The sequence below is a fragment of the Micromonospora haikouensis genome (genome assembly GCF_000876225.1).
In the GTDB taxonomy this organism is placed as follows: domain Bacteria; phylum Actinomycetota; class Actinomycetes; order Mycobacteriales; family Micromonosporaceae; genus Micromonospora; species Micromonospora haikouensis.
This window is the reverse complement of the sequence record NZ_JXSX01000001.1, coordinates 121,213-140,348: the sequence shown is the minus strand read 5'-3', so window position 1 is coordinate 140,348 and position 19,136 is coordinate 121,213. Positions and strand designations below refer to the sequence as shown.

Annotated in this window: 16 protein-coding genes and 2 tRNA genes; 6 read left to right on the top strand and 12 right to left on the bottom strand. The window is 71.6% G+C overall.

Features of this window, described 5'->3' with window-relative positions:
- The first annotated feature begins 787 nt into the window (after positions 1-787).
- Both TK50_RS00560 and TK50_RS00555 read left to right on the top strand, forming a co-directional pair.
- Positions 788-878 (top strand) — tRNA-Ser (locus TK50_RS00560).
- A 35-nt stretch (positions 879-913) separates the two neighbouring features.
- Positions 914-986, top strand: a tRNA-Arg gene (locus TK50_RS00555).
- Positions 987-1,580: 594 nt separating this feature from the next.
- On the opposite strand, the gene TK50_RS35560 is transcribed toward TK50_RS00555, so the two are convergent.
- From TK50_RS35560 to TK50_RS34630, 7 genes are all read right to left on the bottom strand, one after another.
- Positions 1,581-2,291 carry a transposase family protein gene (locus tag TK50_RS35560; RefSeq protein ID WP_338390892.1) on the bottom strand — a complete coding sequence of 237 codons (711 nt, stop codon included), beginning with the start codon at positions 2,289-2,291 and terminating at the stop codon, positions 1,581-1,583.
- A 113-nt stretch (positions 2,292-2,404) separates the two neighbouring features.
- Positions 2,405-2,854 (bottom strand): hypothetical protein, encoded by a 450-nt coding sequence (locus tag TK50_RS00545; protein WP_043960815.1) that lies wholly within the window; start codon positions 2,852-2,854, stop codon positions 2,405-2,407.
- Positions 2,855-2,927: 73 nt separating this feature from the next.
- Positions 2,928-3,347, bottom strand: a complete 420-nt coding sequence (locus tag TK50_RS00540; protein WP_043960814.1) for a hypothetical protein — start codon at positions 3,345-3,347, stop codon at positions 2,928-2,930.
- Positions 3,344-4,177 (bottom strand): IS5 family transposase, encoded by an 834-nt coding sequence (locus tag TK50_RS00535; protein WP_043960813.1) that lies wholly within the window; start codon positions 4,175-4,177, stop codon positions 3,344-3,346. The genes TK50_RS00540 and TK50_RS00535 overlap by 4 nt, the downstream gene beginning before the upstream one ends.
- Before the next feature lie 133 nt (positions 4,178-4,310).
- The gene (locus TK50_RS34640; protein ID WP_043960812.1) at positions 4,311-5,249 is read right to left on the bottom strand and encodes a hypothetical protein; all 939 of its coding nucleotides are present in this window, start codon (positions 5,247-5,249) and stop codon (positions 4,311-4,313) included.
- Complete coding sequence (locus TK50_RS34635; RefSeq protein WP_043960811.1) at positions 5,246-6,040, bottom strand: response regulator transcription factor; 795 nt, start codon at positions 6,038-6,040, stop codon at positions 5,246-5,248. The genes TK50_RS34640 and TK50_RS34635 overlap by 4 nt, the downstream gene beginning before the upstream one ends.
- Positions 6,037-8,235, bottom strand: a complete 2,199-nt coding sequence (locus tag TK50_RS34630) for a histidine kinase (RefSeq protein WP_043960810.1) — start codon at positions 8,233-8,235, stop codon at positions 6,037-6,039. The genes TK50_RS34635 and TK50_RS34630 overlap by 4 nt, the downstream gene beginning before the upstream one ends.
- A 120-nt stretch (positions 8,236-8,355) precedes the next feature.
- On the opposite strand from TK50_RS34630, the gene TK50_RS31905 reads away from it, so the two are divergent.
- Positions 8,356-9,636 (top strand): alpha/beta fold hydrolase, encoded by a 1,281-nt coding sequence (locus TK50_RS31905; RefSeq protein ID WP_158499141.1) that lies wholly within the window; start codon positions 8,356-8,358, stop codon positions 9,634-9,636.
- Between the two features lie 392 nt (positions 9,637-10,028).
- Here TK50_RS31905 and TK50_RS00510 read toward each other — a convergent pair whose 3' ends face one another.
- From TK50_RS00510 to TK50_RS00495, 4 genes are all read right to left on the bottom strand, one after another.
- Positions 10,029-10,490 (bottom strand): hypothetical protein, encoded by a 462-nt coding sequence (locus TK50_RS00510; RefSeq protein ID WP_241773886.1) that lies wholly within the window; start codon positions 10,488-10,490, stop codon positions 10,029-10,031.
- A 550-nt stretch (positions 10,491-11,040) separates the two neighbouring features.
- Positions 11,041-11,715: a cytidylate kinase family protein gene (locus tag TK50_RS00505; RefSeq protein WP_043960809.1), complete on the bottom strand. Its 675-nt coding sequence runs from the start codon at positions 11,713-11,715 to the stop codon at positions 11,041-11,043.
- A 577-nt stretch (positions 11,716-12,292) separates the two neighbouring features.
- Positions 12,293-13,111 (bottom strand): hypothetical protein, encoded by an 819-nt coding sequence (locus tag TK50_RS31900; RefSeq protein ID WP_052503555.1) that lies wholly within the window; start codon positions 13,109-13,111, stop codon positions 12,293-12,295.
- 320 nt (positions 13,112-13,431) lie between these two features.
- Complete coding sequence (locus tag TK50_RS00495; RefSeq protein WP_144420112.1) at positions 13,432-15,069, bottom strand: fibronectin type III domain-containing protein; 1,638 nt, start codon at positions 15,067-15,069, stop codon at positions 13,432-13,434.
- 123 nt (positions 15,070-15,192) lie between these two features.
- On the opposite strand from TK50_RS00495, the gene TK50_RS34290 reads away from it, so the two are divergent.
- Entirely contained in the window at positions 15,193-15,636 is a 444-nt protein-coding gene (locus TK50_RS34290; RefSeq protein WP_199485949.1) for an SRPBCC family protein, read from the top strand.
- Here TK50_RS34290 and TK50_RS00485 read toward each other — a convergent pair.
- Positions 15,608-17,113 carry a carboxylesterase/lipase family protein gene (locus tag TK50_RS00485; RefSeq protein WP_043960806.1) on the bottom strand — a complete coding sequence of 502 codons (1,506 nt, stop codon included), beginning with the start codon at positions 17,111-17,113 and terminating at the stop codon, positions 15,608-15,610. The genes TK50_RS34290 and TK50_RS00485 overlap by 29 nt on opposite strands.
- Before the next feature lie 359 nt (positions 17,114-17,472).
- On the opposite strand from TK50_RS00485, the gene TK50_RS35670 reads away from it, so the two are divergent.
- Together TK50_RS35670 and TK50_RS00475 are read left to right on the top strand one after the other, a co-directional pair.
- On the top strand, positions 17,473-17,895 hold the full coding sequence (locus TK50_RS35670; RefSeq protein WP_082106103.1) for a peptidase inhibitor family I36 protein: 423 nt from the start codon (positions 17,473-17,475) through the stop codon (positions 17,893-17,895).
- Positions 17,896-18,308: 413 nt separating this feature from the next.
- Complete coding sequence (locus TK50_RS00475; protein WP_241773885.1) at positions 18,309-19,112, top strand: trypsin-like serine peptidase; 804 nt, start codon at positions 18,309-18,311, stop codon at positions 19,110-19,112.
- The last annotated feature ends 24 nt before the right edge of the window (positions 19,113-19,136 follow it).

Here is a 19,136-nt window from a genome sequence, read left to right as displayed (position 1 = left end):
CTGCCTGGCGTCGCCTTCCGGGCAGGTGCCTTCCGGACAGCCCGCGGCCGAGGGGCCGGGCGGGTGGGGGTGTCCTCCGTCGCAGCCCGCTCAGGCTCGCCCGGCTTCCTCCCGACCTCCGCTGCAGCATCGGCGCTCGGTCCGGGCGTTTCCCCGGCGGGGCTGGTCCCGGATGTCCTCGCGGGTACGTCCCCTGCGGCGGACTGCCCGGCCGGCTCCACCTCGGCGGGCCCGGCCGGCGCCTCTCCGGCGTCCGTGTGTGGCTGATCACGTCGCCCAGCCGTACCCTCGGCCGGCGCGGGCGCCTCCGAGGCCGCAGAAGAAGCCGGGGCCGGCCGGGCCGCGACCCGCCCCGGGCCCGGCGGCGACGATGCCGGCTGGTCGGGTGCGGGCGGCTGGAAGATCACCCCGGGGGCCGCTCGCGGCCGGCGCGACCGGGGGCGCGGGGCCTTCGGAGCTTCGGGGCCCTCGGGTGCCTGATCCTCCGCCGGCGGTGGCGCGGGCTCGGGGACGACCGGCGGTATGAAGGCCGCCTTCGGTGAACGGCGTCGTCGCGCACCCTCACCAGGCTCGCGGCGGGACGGGTCGCGCGGCGACTGCTCCTCCATGTCGATGGAGCCTAGCCCCGATCCGGGAGCCGCACAGCGGGGAAACGCCTGCGTGGGAGGCACCCGTCCGCCCGGCACCGGGCGTTCCTTCCCGCCCCGCCGGCAGCGCTGCGATAGTCGCTTTGCCCCGGAAGGGTGCGGGCCTGTATCCTCGGGCGCGGTGGTCTACGGGCCACCTGGGAGACTTCGCCTAGTCTGGTCTATGGCGCCGCACTGCTAATGCGGTTGGGGTCTTAAAGCCCCTCCCGGGTTCGAATCCCGGAGTCTCCGCGCGAAAGCCGGTGTGTAGACTGGCCCAGCAGCAAGCGCCCGTAGCTCAACGGATAGAGCATCTGACTACGGATCAGAAGGTTAGGGGTTCGAGTCCCTTCGGGCGCACTTCACGATCAAGGCCGTGACCAGCGGAAACGCCGGTCGCGGCCTTGATCGCTTCTGTGGGTTGGGACGGATCGTCCCAGGATTTGGAATCTGGTGCTCCGATGGTGCTGCGTTGTCGGTGTGCTGTCCCGGCCGGGGTTCGTGCTGGTTGGTGCTGACCAGTGCGTTTGCGTGTCGGCTGGTCTGGATCATGGACGGGTGCCAGTGCGTCGGGGTGCGACTGCTGTCCACTGTGGTCAGTGTCGTGGATCTTGCCTGGCTGGGTGGACGTCTGGGTGGTCGGTCGTGGTTGACCTGGGCGGGCACAGGTGCCGAACAAGGGTCGGGACAACGGCCAGGCCAAGGGTCGCCGGTGACTGCCGAAAGGTCCACGCACCTGATTCCCGCACTTCTGACCAGCGCGGCGGAGCCCCGGGGGGCACGCCGGGCCGTCGGCATGACGGGCCACCTCACGCGTCCCGCCGGGACCTACCGGTGGTACGTGACACGGCCGGACTGTGCGTGGGCGCGGGTATATCGGTGCGGTGGGAACTGGTCGACTGGCGCGCCTGCTAGTACAGCCCCTACACGGTGGGGGACTGCCCTTCGGGATGGTCAGCGTTCGGCCTCGATGCCGAATCGGGTGTGGTCGTGTGTTCGGGTTTCCCAGGTCGGCTGCTGGGGGTCGTCGTTGTGCACGATGATGTCGGCGCGGGATGACACCTGGCGTTGGCGGATCACGGCGCGATCCACGGTCTTGTCGAGGGCGGTCGACACGGAGATGCGCAGGTCCCATTGGTCGATCAGTTCTGGGCGCAGGAGGAAGACGCCGTCGAAGATCAGTACGGCGTCGGTGGGGGCGGTCCTGATCGGTGGGGACAGCGTGGTGTCGGTGGTGTGGTCGTAGACCGCGGGTTGGAAGCGTCGATCTCCGCCCGGCCCGAGCGGGTCGAGCAGGACTCGGTTCAGCGCGTCGTGGTCGTGGGTGTGGAGGTAGCAGCCTTCGGCGGAGTACTCGCCGCGCGGGTAGCGCTGTGCGCGGGGGAAGAGGAAGTCGTCGATCGTCGTACGGATGATGTCGCGGCCCTGTGCGCGCAGGGCGGTGGCCACACTGACGCCGAAGCCCGCGGCCAGACGGGTGAAGGTGTCGCCGTTGCGTAGATGAGCCAGTGCGAGTAGGGCCTGCCGGCCGGGGCTGAGTCGACGCCAGTGGGATCGCTGCTGGTGGCGGTGGGCGTGGATCAGGTCAGCGAGGTGGTTCAACGATCGGTTGGACAACGGAATCGAGGCGGGGTGAGACAGCGACGAGGCTCCCGGTGGGGGCATCTTTCTTGGTCGATCGCTGTCCTACCGGGAGCCTCACCTCAACCCGCTGTCGGGGCACCCGAACCCATCCCCACCAGCACAAAGCCAGTTGAAGAACGCTCAATGGCTTCGGATCAGGTCCGCTTGCGGCGCGCGATCTCGTCAGAGAGTTGCTGCACATAAGCGGGGTCCGCGTCCCGGGCAAGGGCGACGTAGTGGTCCATGACGGCCGGCCGGTAGCGCACGGGCAACGTCTGCCCTGGGGCGAGTCGGGTGAGCTCGGTGATCGTGAGGCCTTCGTCTGCGATACCGCGGAACGAGATGCCGTCGGCGGTCTCCACGTCGAACATCAGGATCACGCGAGGGTTGCTGTTCACCTCCCGCCAGTCGACGAGAACGCCGAGCGCAAGCGCCCCCGTACGCAGTTCCGCATTGCGCTTCCGCGCATCACTGCTCATCAGCGGGTTCGGGGCGATCCCGGGGAAGTCGGGCCCGACGCCGAGCGATTCCCGACTCAGGTCGGGCCTGAGCTGGTCCATCTGAGCGCTGAGGTTGTTCGTCGAACCGATGATCCTGCCGATCATCGCGTCAGAGGGTGGTTCGGGAGCCTTTGTCTGATGTGGGCTTGGCGGTTCGTTGGAGGCCCTGCTGGTGGGGTTACGCCGAGGTCGTCGGCGGGGCCAGGGTGAACAGTCCGGCCTCGGGTTCGGTGAGGATCTGGCGGGCGACGAGGCGTTTGAGCTTGGCGCGGAGATTCTCGGTGTCCTTGGCGGTGGCGCCGGTGCCGAGGGCCTGGCAGATGTCCTTGGCGCGCATCGGCGCGGTCCCGGCGTGGAATACGGCAAGGATCTGTTGGTAGGCGGGGCTAGCGACGGTCGGATCAGCAGGTGCCGTCGTGTCGAGTGGGCCGCCCAGGCTCAGGAGCGTCTTGCGGGTGATGGCGAGTTCGGCGACCTCGGTCTCGGCTGCGGTGAGTTGCTCGTCGAGGGAGGCGATCTGGGTGCGGAGCCGCTCAACGGCAAGGACGGCGGCGGTTTCGCGTTCGGTGAGCAGGGTCAGCAGCGTCGGCTGGGTCACCGTTGGTAACGCCAAGACGTGGTGGCGGTGCCGGTCAACCGACGCACCAGGTTCGCCGTCGAGGCCCACCAGGTGCGGGACACCGCCGAGGCCGGTCGGCTTTCGTACTCGCGGACCAGGCGGCGGTGCAGCATCAGCGTGCCGTGGGTCTGCTCGACCACCCACCGGCGCTTCACGGGCACGAACCCGGCGGTCGTGTCGGACCGAAGGACCTGCTCGACGTCGATACCGTTAATCGCGCCGTGGATCTGCACGTCGTCCTTGAACCCGGCGTCGACCCACGCCTTGGTCACCGTCGGGGTGTGCGCGAGGACGTTGTCCAGCAGCCGGATGCCGATCGCGTTGTCGGTGACCGACGCCGCCGTGACCACCACGGCGATGATCAACCCGAGGGCGTCGACCGCGAGGCCCCGCTTCCGGCCTGGGACCTTCTTCGCGGCGTCCTTGCCGGTCGTCGCGGCCGGGACGTGGTTCGCCGCCCGGATCGACTGGGTATCCAGCACCACCGCGCTCGGATCCTCCCGACGGCCGGCCTTCTCCCGGGCCTGACACCGCAGCAGATCATGAATCACCTGGTCGGTGCCGTCATCACGCCACAGGGCGAAGTAGTAGTAGGTGGCGGACTTCGGCGGTAGGTCGTGCGGCAGGTACGCCCACTGACACCCGGTCCGGTTCTGGTAGAAGATCGCGTTCACGATCTCTCGCAACTCGTACCGACCCTGATGCCCCGACACCGACGGGTGCCGGTCCTTCCACGCCTGCAGGAACGGCCCGACCACCGCCCACTGATCATCGTTCAGGTCGCTCGGATACGCCGCACGCTCACCCATGATCGGCCCAACGCGGCCGGGGCCCTACCGGTTACGACCACGCCTCACATTCACATGCCGGCCCAAACCCACAATGGACGGAAGCCACCGAACCACCCTCTCAAACATCCTGCCGAACATCCTGACCCCTCCCTCACACCGGTGCCGGGATCTCGGCCTGGCGCTCCGCCTTACCGCGATTGTATGGCGGCCATTCCCGAGCGCCATCGCACCGCGCGTCACCGGAGCGCAGCGCGACGCCCAGCGCCGCTGACGCGTCCGGCCAGGCCAGGTACGCGCTCCAGAGGCGTACCTCCGCCTCGCGCTCCTGGATCTTCGCCAGGCCCAGCACCCGCCTTGCCTCGCGGATCCGGACCGCGGCCGGTAGCACCTCCATGATCTCGGCAGCCGGGATCAGCATCGCCGTGTCGACCTCGGACAGTGCCCGGTCGTACAGGTTCGCGCGCCGGGCCGGGGCGACGGCGTCGAGCAGCGTCGCCAGCGCCCGGCTGTGTTCCCGGTACCGGCTTGCCAGGGGCACCAGCTCGTCGGTGGGCAGGACCGCGAGGCGGCGGCAGTGCGGTCCGTCGTAGCCAGGCCGCGCGGCCGGGTGTGGTGAGCAGCCGGGCGACGCGACCCGGATCGTGTGCCGCGAGTCGTCCGTACGCGTCGAGCGGGCCGGGTAGCGACTCCTCCGGTGCGTACCGTTCGAGCAGATCGAGTGCCTGCGCCGGGTCACATCGCAGCACCGCGGCGGCGGCCTCGGCCCAGATCCTTGCCCGCAGTTCGGGCGGGGCCGCGGCCAGCCGCTCGCCAGGCGGTGGGCGTGGACCGCCCGCGGGTCGTCGAAGTCGATCTGCCCGTACGGGGTGTGGATGCGGTCGTCCTCGGCGGCGTGCATGCTGGTGTAGCAGCACTGGTTCAGGTCGTCGAGGGTGCAGAGGAACCGGACCCCGGGGTCCGCCGCGTGCAGCCCGCCAACGAAGGCGAGCACCTCGTCGAGAGAGCCGATCTCCGACAGCCGCGCGTAACTCAGGGAGTCGACGGGGCGGTAGGGGCCTGGTGCGGCATGGTCGACCAGCCGGACCTTCATCCGAGCAGCCGGCCCTTCGACGGTGGAGACCCGTGGCGCCCCGACGATTCCAGGGCCTGTTGCTCGCCCACTCCCGGGCGGATCAGCCCGCCCTCGTACGCCGCGATCGTTGCCTGCACCCGGTCGCGCACGTCTAGCTTGCCGAGGACGACCGCGACGTGGTCCTTGACCGTCGACGCGCTGATGCCCAGGACCGCCGCGATCTCGGCGTTGGACAGCCCGCGTGCCACCTGGTGCAGCACCTGCGTCTCGCGTGGGGTCAGCCCGCCGAGGCGCGCGGCGTCTTCGGGCCCGGGACCGGTCGCGAACCGGTCGATGAGCCGGTGGGTGACCCCCGGGTCGAGCATCGCGTCCCCGGCGGCGACGACCCGGACGGCATCGACGACCCGCTCCGGCTCCGCGTCCTTGAGCAGGAACCCGGCCGCTCCGGCGCGTAGCGCCGCGAACACGTACTCGTCGAGGCCGAACGTCGTCAGCATGACGATCCGGGTCGCCGGGTGCCGCTGCCCGATCGCGGCGGCCGCCGCGATCCCGTCGGCGCAGGTCGGCGGGCTCGGCGGAGGGCCGTCCGGGCGGACCCCCCAAACCGACGGATCCGGGGCAGGAGGCCGGCGGACAGGCATGCGCACGTCCAGGACGGCGACGTCGGGGGTGGTCGACGCGACCAGCGCGACGGCCGAGTCGCCGTCGTGGGCCTGGCCGACGACCGCGATGTCCGGCTCGGCATCGAGGATCGCGGCGATGCCGGCGCGCACCGTGGCCTCGTCGTCGGCGACGATGACCCGGATCACCGCAGCGCCTCCGGCAACCAGACGCGGACCGTGGTGCGGTCGGTGTCGACCGCCACCGAACCGTTGGCAGCGTCCGTCGACTCCCGCAGCGACCGCAGCACCTCCGCACCGACGGGCGGGCAGCGGCGTACCTCCAGGCCGATGCCGCTGGCGCCGTATGTCACCGTGGCCACCGCGCCGTCGGCGATGAGCGCCGCGCCCACCCGGTGCGCGGCCACCTCCAGGGGCGCGGGCAAGGACCGCGGCTCGCCGACGAACCGCAGCGCCGACCGGCGGCGTGCCGCCAGGTCGAACAGGGCGGCGATGGCGGGCGGTGGGTCGGGCCAGTCCTGGGGCAGCCCGTGCAACAGCCGTCGAAGGGCGACCAGGCCGGCGCGGGCCTGCGCTGCGACCTCGTCCAGCCGGCCCGCCTCGGCCGCGGCGAGCGCTGAGGTGGCGTGTGCCCGCGCGCTGCCGCGCAGGCCGTCCACGATGCGCGCGCGTTCGTCCCGCGCCGCGCTGTCGGCGTGCCAGTGCACGGTCTCCCGTGCGGCAGCCTCGGCGGCCGCCCGGCGGGACCGGCGCGCCGTCATCAGCCTGCCGGCGAGCCAGCCAGTGCCCAGCGGTACCGCGAGCATGACGCCCAGCACCGCACCGGCCGCGGCGCGGTTTCCGGTGATGTCGGTGCCCGAGCCCAGGGCCACCCCGCCCACGGCGGCCACCGCCAACGGCGCGGCGAACCCGAGGCCGGTTGCGGGTCGGTAGGCGCCCACCGCGTACACCAGCGCCAGCTCGACCCACCAGCACCACAGGAACGTCTCCGCCGGGTCGTGCCGGGTCCAGCCAGCAGCGGTGCCAGCAAGCCAGGCGACCTGGATCGCCAGCGCCGCGACCAGCGCCGGGCCGGGCGCGAGCCGGCGCCACGCCAACGGCAGCGCGTGCAGCACCAGCAGCGCGACCAGCAGCGCCGCCGGCATCGGCGCGGCCAGCGGATCGGGGCTGTCTCCGCCCGGCAGCAGCACCGTGCCCATGGACAGCCCGAGCGCGAGGACGACCATCGCCCGGTCGCGGACCGCCGCGCCGGCCCACGTCCGGACGCCCGGCGTCGCTCCGGTTCTCGGCGGCGTGCCCGGTGTCGCCTCGGGTCGCCATGGCAGCCGGGCTCGGACCCGCCACCCCGGTCCGTCCGGTCCGGCGTCCAGGTCGCCGCCGACCGCTTCGACCCGGGCGCGAAGCCCGGCGATGCCGTGCCCGCTGCCCACGTCGCCGGCCGCGCGGCTGCCACCACGGTCGAGCACCGTCACGGTGAACCCGCCGGGGTCGGCGGTGATCCGTACCGACGCCGCCGCGCCCCGCGCGTACCGCATGATGTTGGTCAGCGCCTCGCGGACGATCCCGTGCGCCAGGGCCGCGACGGCCGGCGGGACGATCCGCGCGGTGCGCTCGTAGCGCACCCACGGGTGGCCCGCCACCAACTCGTCGACGGCCTCGATGCCGACCTCGCCATCCCGTCCCGCCGACGCCATCACCCGGTCCAGATCGTCGACCGCCGCCTGCCCGGCACCGATCGCGTGCTCGATCGCCCGCTCCCGCAGCACCGGGTCGGCGAGGCGTAGCGCCGCACCGGCGGACACGAGGATCGCGGTCAGCCGGTGGCCGGCCACGTCGTGCAGCTCGGCCGAGAGCCGCCGACGCTCCTGCGCGACCGCGAGCGGCACGAACCCGTCCACGGCGGCCCGGAAGACCTCGGCCGAGGCCCGGTCGGCGCGGACCCGCCGGCGGAACCGCCCGACCGCCCACACCCCGGCCGCCACGGCACCAAGCTGGAGTGCGACCGCGAGAGTGGTCCGCACCGACCCGCCGGAGGCCGCCGTCGTCACGGCGAACCCGGCCACCACGGCCGCGGCGCCGGCCGCCGAGACCGCCGCCGTGCGGTGCACCGCGAGCGCGTACGCCGTCAGCACCACCGCGGCCGGGCCTGCCGGTGCGGACCCGACGGCGGGGGCGGCCAGCGCGGTGGCCAGGGCGGCGCAGGCCAGCGCCGGACCGGGCACCCGCCGGCGGTAGAGCAGCGCGACCACGGCGACCACGGCGATGGCGCAGACGCCGGGCGCCAGCCGCGGGTCCGGCCGCGCGGCGAGCCACCACAGCACCTGCGACACCGCCACGGCACCGGGCACCCAGGTGTCACCCAGGTCCGGCACCCAGCGTCGCATGCCCCGATCGTACGGGCCGCCCGGCCGGTGGGGACCCCCGCCGCGAGACGGGGGTGGGGCGCGCGGAAGCCGTCCTGCGGCACGACGCGCCTGCACCCGTCACCAGCCAGCATGATCTTCATGGTTCGTTCCTTCCTTCGCCGGAGCACCGGCGTCCTGCTGCTGCCGGTCGCCGTGGCCACCGCCGTGACGGTGGGCGCCGCCGGCTTCGTCGCCACCGCGTTCGTCACCGCCTGGATACCGCTGCTGTGTGCGGTGGGGCTCGTGTTGCTGGGTACCGTCGCCCAACTGTTGGCCCGGCCCGCGTTCGCGCTGCTCGGCGTACGACGCCGGAGCCGCGCCGCGACGGTGCTGGCCGTCGCCGTCACCGTCGCCGTCGCCGGGCTCGCCGCCGCGACCGTGTTCCGGCCCGGCCCGCACCCGGCCGCCCCGCCCCCACCCGCCGGCGTCCGGTTCTGGGACCTGCCCACCGGATCACGGATCGCGTACGTCCACGCCGTCGCCTCCGGCACGCCCCGCCCGACGCCCGTGCTCTTCCTGCACGGCGGCCCCGGCACCCCGGGCGAAGGCATGCCCGCCGTGGGCACCCTGCTCGCCGCCGACGGCTTCGAGGTTTACGCCTACGACCAGCTCGGCGCCGGCCGGTCCACCCGGCTCGCCGACGTCACCGGCTACACCGTCGCCCGGCAGGTCGCCGACCTCGACGCGATCCGCGTCGAGCTGGGCGCTGAGCGCATCATCGTCGTCGGGCAGTCCTGGGGCGGATCGCTCGCCGCGCAGTACCTCGCGGCCCACCCGCAGCACGTCGCCCGGGCCGTGTTCACCTCGCCCGGACCGATCTGGGCGGGCGCCTACCCGGACGGTGGAGGCGGCGACCCCTGGGCCCGGATGACCGCCGAGCAGCGTCGGCAGCGCGACGACCTGTTCGCCTCGCCCCGGGTCATCGCCCAGGCGATCCTGCAGGGCGTCAACCCGAACGCGGCGCGCGCGCTCGTCGGCGACGACGAGGCGGACGCGCTGATGCACGCCGTCGCCGTGCTCGGCAAGGACACCGCCCGCTGTCCCGGTTCGGCACCCGCCGAGACACACGACAACCACCAGGGCTTCTACGTCAACCAACAGACGGTCGAGGACTTCGCACACATCCCCGACCCGCGGCCCGCGCTCCGGCAGGCCCGGGTACCCGCGTTGATCATGCGCGGCGAGTGCGACTTCGTCCCATGGGAGGAAACGTACGAATACCGACGCACGCTGCCGCAGGCGACCCTGGTCTACCTACCGCATACAGGACACGACATCGCCGCCGGCCAGCCGGAGGCATACGACGCGCTGCTCCGCGCGTTCCTCCGCGACGAGCCACTGCCGCTGCCGCCCTACACCTCGGCCCAACCCCCGTCGTGAGTCGGACCCCGGCGACGATCGTTCCAGCGTCGGCTCGGCGTCGACGCGGTGTGCGAGTAATCGTTTCGCGCACAGAGGGGTCACCGGATGCTTCGCCGGTCGCCCGTGACAACGGAATCTATCTATGCCCCCCAATGGGTGGACGCGACCGGGGAAGGTCCCGTTGTCTGCTGAAATCGGACGCGTGGTGGCGTTTGATCAAGGCTGTGAGCTGGTTCGGCTGGCTTGTCGTCAACGGATCAGAAGGTTAGGGGTTCGAGTTCCTTCGGGCGCACTTCACGATCAAGGCCGTGACCAGCGGAAACGCGCGCCACGGCCTTGATCGCTTCGGCGGGTTGGGACGGATTGTCCCAGTATTTGGAAGCAGTTAAAGAACGCTCGATGGCTTCGGATCAGGTCCGCTTGCGGCGCGCGATCTCGTCAGAGAGTTGCTGCACATGGGCGGGGTCCGCGTCCCGGGCAAGGGCGACGTAGTGGTCCATGACGGCCGGCCGGTAGCGCACGGGCAACGTCTGCCCTGGGGCGAGTCGGGTGAGCTCGGTGATCGTGAGGCCTTCGTCTGCGATACCGCGGAACGAGATGCCGTCGGCGGTCTCCACGTCGAACATCAGGATCACGCAAGGGTTGCTGTTCACCTCCCGCCAGTCGACGAGAACGGCGAGCGCAAGCGCTCCCGTACGCAGTTCCGCATTGCGCTTCCGCGCATCACTGCTCATCAGCGGGTTCGGGGCGATCCCGGGGAAGTCGGGCCCGACGCCGAGCGATTCCCGACTCAGGTCGGGCCTGAGCTGGTCCATCTGATCGCTGAGGTTGTTCGTCGAACCGATGATCCTGCCGATCATCGCGTCAAACATCCTGCCGAACATCCTGACCCCTCCCTCACACCGGTGCCGGGATCTCGGCCTGGCGCTCCGCCTTACCGCGATTGTATGGCGGCCATTCCCGAGCGCCGTCGCACCGCCCCGTCTCGATGGGGTCGCCGTCTGTGTTCGCGGACGGGCTCGGTCGGTGCACCTGTCTGTCGGACGAGCCACGTCCGCACGCCGACAGCTCGGGATCGAAACGTCTCCCGAGCCCGTACCGGGTCCTGCTCGTGGCGCAGCCGGCCGAGCCGCACGACCATCGTCCGGGGCCGAAGGTGGCGGTGACGGCCGGAAGGTCTACGCATCTGATTCCTGCTTGTTCGACCAGCACGCCGGGCCGTCGGCATGACGGGCCACCTCACGGGTTCCGGGGGCCTGCCGGTGGTACGTGACACGACCGTGCTGTGCGTCGCCGGCAGGGTATATCGGTGGCGGTAGGAGCCGGGTCGACTGGCTTGCCTGCCAGCACAGCCCTTCGTGGTGAGGGGACTGCCCTTCGGGACGGTCAGCGGTGGGTCTCGATGCCGAAAATTGGGTGTGGTCAGTGTGTTCGGGTTTCCCAGGTCGGCTGCTGGGGGTCGTCGTTGTGCACGATGATGTCGGCGTGGTCGGTCGGGCGGGCGGTGGCGAGGTAGAGCTGTTGGGAGGGGATGTAGCGTTCGCGCCAGCGTCTTTCGACGTCGGCGCGGGATGACACGTGGCGTTGGCGGATCACGGCGCGATCCACGGTCCTCTCGAGGGCGGTCGACACGAAGATGCGCAGGTCCCATCGGTGGATCAGTTCCGGGCGCAGGAGGAAGACGCCGTCGAAGATCAGTACGGCGTCGGTGGGGGCGGTCCTGATCGGTGGGGACAGCGTGGTGTCGGTGGTGTGGTCGTAGACCGCGGGTTGGAAGCGTCGATCTCCGCCCGGCCCGAGCGGGTCGAGCAGCATCCGGTTCAGCGCGTCGTGGTCGTGGGTGTGGAGGTAGCAGCCTTCGGCGGAGTATTCGCTGCGCGGGTAGCGCTGTGCCCGGGGGAAGAGGAAGTCGTCGATCGTCGCGCGGATGATGTCGCGGCCCTGCGCGCGCAGGAGGACGGCCAGTTCGTCGGCGAGGGTGGTCTTGCCGGCGGCGGGAGGTCCGTCGATGGCCACCCGCGTCGGGTGTGCGACGGTGACGGATCCGACCGCCGCGGCCAGGCGGGCGAGCATCTCGTCGCGGGTGCCTCGGTCCATGTCCTGCCCCGTTCTGGTCTCGCGAAGGCTAATGCTTCGAGCCGGCCCTTGTTCCCGGCCAGCCTTCCACGCCCGGCATGTCTCGAGTGAGCGAGACTGCCCTGTGATGACCGTTTGGCATCGACGCTGTTGCATGCCCGACGGCAATCGACTTCTTTGTGCGCGGATCGACGCCGAGGCTCGACGTGGTGCACGAGATGAGGGCGGCCATATGCGTAGGTGGGGTGACGGTTCGGCGTGGGACTGCTCCCGGATGCGGTCCCTTGGCCGAGCGGCGAGATGCTCGGTCAGGGTCGGGCTTCGTTAGGTTCGGTGGCGCTTGTTGCGGTTAGCGGTTTCACGGGTTGGCGGCAGGTGATGTCGCCTGGCGTGGAACCGCCTCCCACACCTACATCCAGTGCGGCTATCAGGCGTCCGCCCTGCACGTGGTGAACTTCGACGGGGTCAACAGCACCATCGACACCCGACGCTCGGGGCAATGGGTCGTGCCGCCACTCACCGTCGGGTCGACGTGCTGCCCGACCGAAGCGGCAGTACGCGGCGCGGCCCCTCCCGCCGGCACATGGGACTGGTTGGCTCAGACCTTCGGCGGTCGGTGGTCGTCGGCCAGTTCGACGATCGCCGACCATGCCTGGCCCTCGCCGAACTCCCAACCTGCGACGACCCGGGCGGCGGCGGATCGGACCGGTTCGCTGCCGCACGGCCAGCGGGCTCCGCAGTACTCGCCGCCGTAGGCCCGGGCGGACTCGGCGTCGAGGAACAGCGCGCTCAGGTGGGAGCGCAGCTCAACGTCGGCAATCCCGTCCAGCGCCGCCCGCCACCGCGGGTCGACCTCGGCGTCCGGATCGGCGGGCTCCAGCCCGGCTCGGTTCATCGTGCAGGTGGCCGCCCGGAGCGCGTCGAGGAGGCTCCCGTCGGTGACCACCCGCACATGGATCGGCATGACCACGCCGTCCTCGGCGAGGTCCTCCGGCGCCACGCCGTGCCGGCTCAGCACCCGCGCCAGCTCGACACCGGGCACCACAGCCCGGCCGCCGGAGGGGCGGGCCGCAGCCAGCAGGTCGGCGGCGGGCCCGCCCGCCAGCGCCTCGATCTTTCCCGCGTCGTCGACCGGAAAGATCGAGCGGCCGAGGTCGAACGCCCACCGGTCCCAGCCGATGCCGCTCGTTCCGTTCCCGGCCACGATGCACGACTGCGGCTCGGCGAGCGCGGCGAGTCGGTCGAGGTCCGCGTCCTCGAAGAACTCGCTGGCGAGCATGTCGTCCCAGTGGTAGAAGGCGTAGCGGGCCCTGCGCGAGTCGTCCGTCAGCGGCTCAGGCAGGAACCGCTGCAACTCCCGGATAAGCAGTTGTTCCCAGTCCGACACGCTCCGCCCCTCCACGCCGCCGACGATCATGGGCCATGATACGAGAGGGCCGTGTGCTGCACCGCTGATCTCGGGCACGGACCTCCTGCGGACCAGTAGTGCTTTGTTGGGTCGGCGCGTCGTTGGGACGCCGGAAGCGGTTCGGGTAGTTCGACGATGGCGTGACCCCTGATGGCCTTTCCGGTGCGGCAACGGCTTGAGGCGTTCGCCGCAGATGTGTTCCTTCGGCTCCGCCAGAGCCAATGTTCGGCCGGCGTCGACACGGCCAATCGACGATCTGCCGTGAATGGTGCTCCGGGAACCGCGCAGGGGTGGGCCGACAGCGTCGTGCCCACCCCTGGACATCACGGTCAACCCAACAGGAGCCGGTTCTCGGTGATGCCCTTCGGGTCGCCGAGCGTGGGCGGCGTCTGCCAGACCCGGCAGTTGGCGTCGTACGGGTCGTCGGCGACGCAGTACCGGCCGTCGACCACCACCACCGCCAGGGTGGTGGTCCGCCCGCCGGGCAGGGTCACCCGGGCCGCTGGTGCGCTGGTCGCGGGGCCGCAGGCCCCCGCCGCCAGGCTGCTGGGCAGCGCGCCCTGCCGCACCCAGCGGCCGTTGGCGTCGGTCGACCACACCGTGCCGGCCCGACCGCGCGGGTCGCAGTTCCACAGGTTCATGGCCGCCACGCCCTGCAACGTGGTCGGGTCGGCAGCCGCCTTCGCGGTCCACTGGCAGAAGAAGTACGGGTTGCCCGCCCAGCCAGGCGAGCGGGCCCCGAGCAGGAAGCAGTACTGGGTGCCGGGCTGCAACCCGGTGACCAGGTGACTCATCCGTCCGGTGCCCGGGGTGCCGGCCAGCACCACGTCGGGCACCCCGGACCGGACCAGCCGCCACTCGGCCTCGCCCATGGCGACGTCGTCCCAGCTCAGCATCATCGAGGTGTTCGAGACTCCGGTCACCCCCACCCGGGCCGGCTGGGGGTACGCCCCGGCCCAGGTGGTCGCGCAGACCGCCGGCGGGGTGTGCGAGCCGTACGCGTTGTACGCGGTGGCGAGGTAGCAGTAGGTGCGCCCCCAGTCCACGGTCAGGTCCATCTCCCAGTACCCGGCCGGGTTGCTCCAGGTGCTGTGCGGGGTGGGCCAGTCGGTCCACGGCCCGTTCGGTGTGGGGCCGCGCCACACGCTGACCTGGGTGGCGTCCCGGGTGCCCACCCGTACGTCGACCTCCATCCGGGGGGTCGGGTAGTCGGGGGCCCGTACCAGGAAGTGGTCGATCACCGGTGCGCCGCCCTGGGTGACCGTCCGGCAGGGCAGCGCGGTGTCCACCCCCACGCCGACGTTGAGCGCGGTGACGCAGACCGTGTGGTCGCCCCGGGCCGCCGGCACCAGCAGGTCGAAGCCGTGGTCGCCGCCGTAGGCGGGGTAGCTGGCGGCCACGTCGGTACGGGTCGTCGAGGCGACCAACGCGGTGTGCAGCCGGCCGTTCACCCGCACCGACACGGTCAGCGGCGAGGCGGTGTCCGGGTCGATGACCCAGCCGCGTACCCGCAGGCCGGACGGTCCGGGGGAGAGTTCGTCGAACGAGCCGAACGGGTCGAACCGGACGGCGAGCGCCCGACAGGCGGTCTCGCCGACCCCGGCTCCCTGGTTGACGACGGTGAGGCAGACGGTGTCCCCGTACCGGGCGGGGAGGGTCCGGATGAAGGCCGAGCCGGAGGCGACACTGAACCGGCCCACCTCCACACCGGAGATCTTGGCGATGACCTGGACCGACGTGGTGGCGTCCGGGTCACCGGCGCTCCCCTTGACCTGCACGCCGGTCGGTACCCGGCTGGCCGAGGTGAGGTTGACCCAGGCGTTGTCCTCGTCGACGTCCCCGCCGCACACCGGAGGTGGCTCGGGGACGTCACACACGGGCGCCGCCACGGCGGGCTCCGTGAACACGGCGACTGGCCCCAGGGCCAGCGCGAACGCGGCGAGGCCGCGCATCAGTTTGGGTGACACGCGGTGAGGGTGACAGGGGTACGCAAACCACGCCCGCACACCGGTTCGCCGGTCGCGGACGGCCCGCGGGGCCGGGCGGCCCCGGGCCGGAGCCGCTCGCGCGGTACCTGCCCGGGGCCGCTCGTGCAGCAGGCGCAGCGCGTCGACCCGGCCCCCGGCCGCAGCGGCGATCAGCTCTGTGTCGGAGCTGTCACCGTCGACCGGGAGCGGGTCCCGCCGTCGCCATCGGGGAAAGGTGGGCACGTCGCCAAGCGGCTGGACCGCGGAGCGCTGCGCGCGGGCTCGCAGTTCCGGTGGACCACCCCCGTACCCGAGACGCCGAACACTCCTGCCGCGACCCTGTCCATCACCTCCACCGTCCACCAGCTCAAGGACAACACGTGCATCCGCTGGTCCGGGCCGGCAGTCGGTGAGGGCCTCCGCATCGACATGGGCATCCACGTCTGGAACTTCACGCCCGTCAAGGGCGGCGTGCTGGTTCGCGACCGATGCCTGCCATTCGCATCGGCACCGGCACGGCAGCCCAGCGGCGACTGCGCTACCGGACCAGCAGCGGGAGCGCGGTGAAGGTGTGGTCCCGCCACAGCCGCCGTGAGGTTTCCTCCGGGTACGCGACGACCGCCGGCTGCTCGTCGAAGACCCGCGTGCTGCGACCGGCGTCGTACGACGGCCACCCGGGATCGCCGTTCGCGGCGAACGCCGTCCACGCCCCGCGAATCTGCCCGGACAGCTCCTGCGCCGCCGGGGCGGGCGGATCGCCGATCAGCATCGCGGGTTGCCCGCTGGTCAGGTTGCCGAAGACCAACGGCACGTCCAGGCCGTGACAGGCACCCAGGCTGCCGCCCAGGCCCGGCGCCGGCCAGGTCAGCTCGTAGAGGTAGGCCCGGCCGCCACCGGCGAGTTGCGCGTCGGCCAGGTGCAGGCTCGGCATCCGGAACAGCCAGTCCGCGTTGACCAGCTCGTACAGTTGCTCATCGGTCGCATCAGGGAACGCCTCCCGGTATCGGCAGGAGCCGTCCGTGCCCGGGGCCAACATCCGCAGCGCGGTCTCGGCCTGCTCCGGCGTGACCTGGCCGAGTACGCCGTCGAGCAGGCTGAACAGCCGGTGCTCGTCCCGGGTGTGTCCGACGAGCAGTTCGACGTCCCGCGCGGCGCCATCGGCAAGCGCCCGCCAGGGGGTCGCCGGCAGCACGTCACCATCGACGACCGGCGCGAACGGGATCGGCCGGTGGGTGATCCGCCCCCAACGCTCCCGCCACGCGACGATCCTGGCCGAGATCGCCTGGCCCACGGCCGGCAGCCGGGCCGGAGCCACCGTAGACAGGTCGGCCAGGGTTGGTCGTACCCCCAACTCGGCGGCGCAGGCGGCGGCGATGTCGGCGGCCAGGTCGGGCGAGAAGAACGTACCCGGAATGCTCTGCGCGACCACGCGCCGGAACAGTCCGGCGGCGCGCGGCATGGCCAGCAGCGCGGCGACCGAGCCGCCGCCGGCCGACTGCCCGAAGACCGTCACCCGGTCCGGGTCACCACCGAAGGCGCGGATGTTGTCCCGTACCCACTCCAGGGCCGCGACCTGGTCGAGCAGCCCCCGGTTGGCCGGGGCCCCGTCGATCTCCCCGAAACCCTCGAAACCGAGGCGGTAGTTGAGCGTCACCACCACGGTTCCGCTGCCGGCGAGATGCCCGCCGTCGTATTCCGGAAGGCCGGAACAGCCGACGAGGTAACCACCACCGGGGATCCACACCATGACCGGCATCCGCGCCGCCGGGTCCGGGGCCGGCGTCCAGACGTTGAGCGTCAGCCAGTCGTCGCCGACGCTCTGCGGGGACATCCCGAACGCGCCGGGCTGCGGGGGCGGCGGACCGTAGGCGACCGCCGGACGTACGCCCTCCCAGCCGCGCCCCGGCTGCGGCGCGGCGAACCGGAGGTCGCCGACCGGAGGCTCGGCGTACGGGATGCCGCGAAACACCGCCAGGCCCGCCTCCCGACTGCCATGCAGGACACCGACCATGGTTCGCGCTTCCGGCTCGGACTCCGACTGCATGCTGGCGCCTCCCCGATCCCGGTCGGCCGCAGCATCCCAGCGCCCGCCGACCACCGACAAACCAGTTAGGTCTTTCGTAGACCGGACGCATCGACTACTATCGATGTTTGTGGAGCAATTGGTGCGAGTCATGTTTTTCGACACTGCAACCGCGTGACCCGGCGCGTACTCCCACCCTCAGCAATCGTCAGTGGACGACTCGACACTCCCAGACGGTGGCCTTGCACTCGATCAGGCGGACAAACCTCCGCGCATCTTCGCACGGCTTGAACCCGCCCGACCCGGGTTCGTCATCCGTCCGCGCCACCGCAGCCGAAGGCGCGGCATCGAGACCAATCGGAGCAGAGAAAGGTGTTGGGATGATGATGCAACCCGTTCCACCGACCGTTCGGCGGCTGCCACGTGCCTTGGTGGCGGCCGGCCTCCTGGCAGCGCTTCTGGGTGCCGTCTCGGCCCCTGCCGCGGCGAGTGCGGGCCCCGCCGCACGCAGCACGTCGGCCGTTGGTGACTGCCCCTTCGCTAACACGCTCTGCCTGTTCGAGGGCACCAACTTCACCGGGGAGCGTCTCACCCTTACCTCTCTGGTATCGCCCGGTACGTGCGTGAGCCTGGTGGACGCCGGTTGGGGAGACCGTGCGCGTTCCGCGATCAACACCAGCAGTCGGAGTGCTGCGATGTTCATGAACGACGACTGCGCCGGGGGGGCCTTCGAAGTCCCTGGCAACAGCTCCCTGCCGGACTTCGGAGGGTTCACGCCCGAGAGTGCCTGGGTGCCTCGGTAAGGCCACCGCCGGGTGGCACGCGACCGCGTGTCACCCGGTTCCTCCGGTTCGGGAGTGTGTCGACACTCCGGCTCTGTCGCAATCCGGCTGGTCAGGTCTCGCCGACCGGGCCGGCAGGTGTCCGACGTCTGGTTGGGCATCCGTGATGACCGGTCGGTGTCCGGCCGGCGGTGCTCCGGTGTCCGGGAACCAGCCGGACAGCCCGGGCTCTGCGCAGCCTGGTCGAGACAGGCGTGACTGCGGGGGGATCCCCGTGCGACCAGAGGAGAGCCATGCTGGGAAAGAGATGGGCGGTAGTAGCCCTAGCCGCCGTTGCCGTCGCCACCGTAGCCCCTCCGGCCGGGCCAGCGGCTGCCGCCACGACTACCGACCGACCCGCCAGCGCCGGAGCGGCCCAGTCCGGTCACCGGCCCGTGAGCACGACGGCACCGGTGGACGGCACGGCCGTCGGCGTGACTCCCGCCGTCGGGATCGAGGCGATCCTCGGCCCCGACACCCGGGTGCCGGTCGGTCCGACCACCACGTTTCCCGCCAGCGCCGTCGTTCGGCTGGTCTTCACCGGCGGCCAGTGCACCGGCTTCATGATCAGCGAACGTACCGTGGCGACCGCCGCCCACTGCCTGCACTCCGGCGGCTCCAGCGGCACCTGGCGTACCAACGTCGTCGCGTACCCCGGGCACGACGGCACGACGGCACCCTTCGGCGGGTGCGCGGCACTCCGGCTCTTCGTCCCTTCGAACTGGACGGGCGCGAACAATGCCCCTGGCGGTGGCGACCCGGCCTTCGACTACGGAGCGGCGCAGCTCAACTGCGCGATCGGCACCAGGACCGGCTGGCTCAACCTCGGCTATCCGACCCAACCGGTGACCGGATCCTGCACCAGGACCCAGGGATATCCGACCGACCGGCCCGGACAATGGGCGAGCGACGACGCCGTCCGGGCCGAGGACGCTGCCGCTCTCTACGTTCGGCATCCCCTCGTCAGCGGGCTGGACGGCAGCCCCGTCTACTACACGCCCGACCCGGAAGACTGGTGCCCGGTGCGGCCACCGCTGGTGGTCCCGTGTCCGTGCCCGCCGCCGCCCTGCGTGTGCCCGACCCCGACGGTGCTGGGGATCCTCTCCCGTGGACCCTTCGGCAGCGGGCCCAGCGCCACCAACAACATCGCCGTCCGGATGACGCTACCGATCATCAACAACTTCATGCAGTGGCGTTGACCCCTCCGACCTGCGCTGTCGGGG

Excerpts from the sequence above, each read along its gene's own strand:
- TK50_RS34630 (WP_043960810.1), bottom strand. The coding sequence starts at position 8,235 with ATGCGACGCTGGGTGCCGGACCTGGGTGACACCTGGGTGCCCGGTGCC.
- TK50_RS00485 (WP_043960806.1), bottom strand. The coding sequence starts at position 17,113 with ATGCAGTCGGAGTCCGAGCCGGAAGCGCGAACCATGGTCGGTGTCCTG.
- TK50_RS00535 (WP_043960813.1), bottom strand. The coding sequence starts at position 4,177 with ATGGGTGAGCGTGCGGCGTATCCGAGCGACCTGAACGATGATCAGTGG.
- TK50_RS35560 (WP_338390892.1), bottom strand. The coding sequence starts at position 2,291 with ATGCCCCCACCGGGAGCCTCGTCGCTGTCTCACCCCGCCTCGATTCCG.
- TK50_RS34640 (WP_043960812.1), bottom strand. The coding sequence starts at position 5,249 with ATGAAGGTCCGGCTGGTCGACCATGCCGCACCAGGCCCCTACCGCCCC.
- TK50_RS31905 (WP_158499141.1), top strand. The coding sequence starts at position 8,356 with ATGGTTCGTTCCTTCCTTCGCCGGAGCACCGGCGTCCTGCTGCTGCCG.
- TK50_RS31900 (WP_052503555.1), bottom strand. The coding sequence starts at position 13,111 with ATGATCGTCGGCGGCGTGGAGGGGCGGAGCGTGTCGGACTGGGAACAA.
- TK50_RS00505 (WP_043960809.1), bottom strand. The coding sequence starts at position 11,715 with ATGGACCGAGGCACCCGCGACGAGATGCTCGCCCGCCTGGCCGCGGCG.
- TK50_RS35670 (WP_082106103.1), top strand. The coding sequence starts at position 17,473 with ATGATGATGCAACCCGTTCCACCGACCGTTCGGCGGCTGCCACGTGCC.
- TK50_RS00545 (WP_043960815.1), bottom strand. The coding sequence starts at position 2,854 with ATGATCGGCAGGATCATCGGTTCGACGAACAACCTCAGCGCTCAGATG.
- TK50_RS00510 (WP_241773886.1), bottom strand. The coding sequence starts at position 10,490 with ATGTTTGACGCGATGATCGGCAGGATCATCGGTTCGACGAACAACCTC.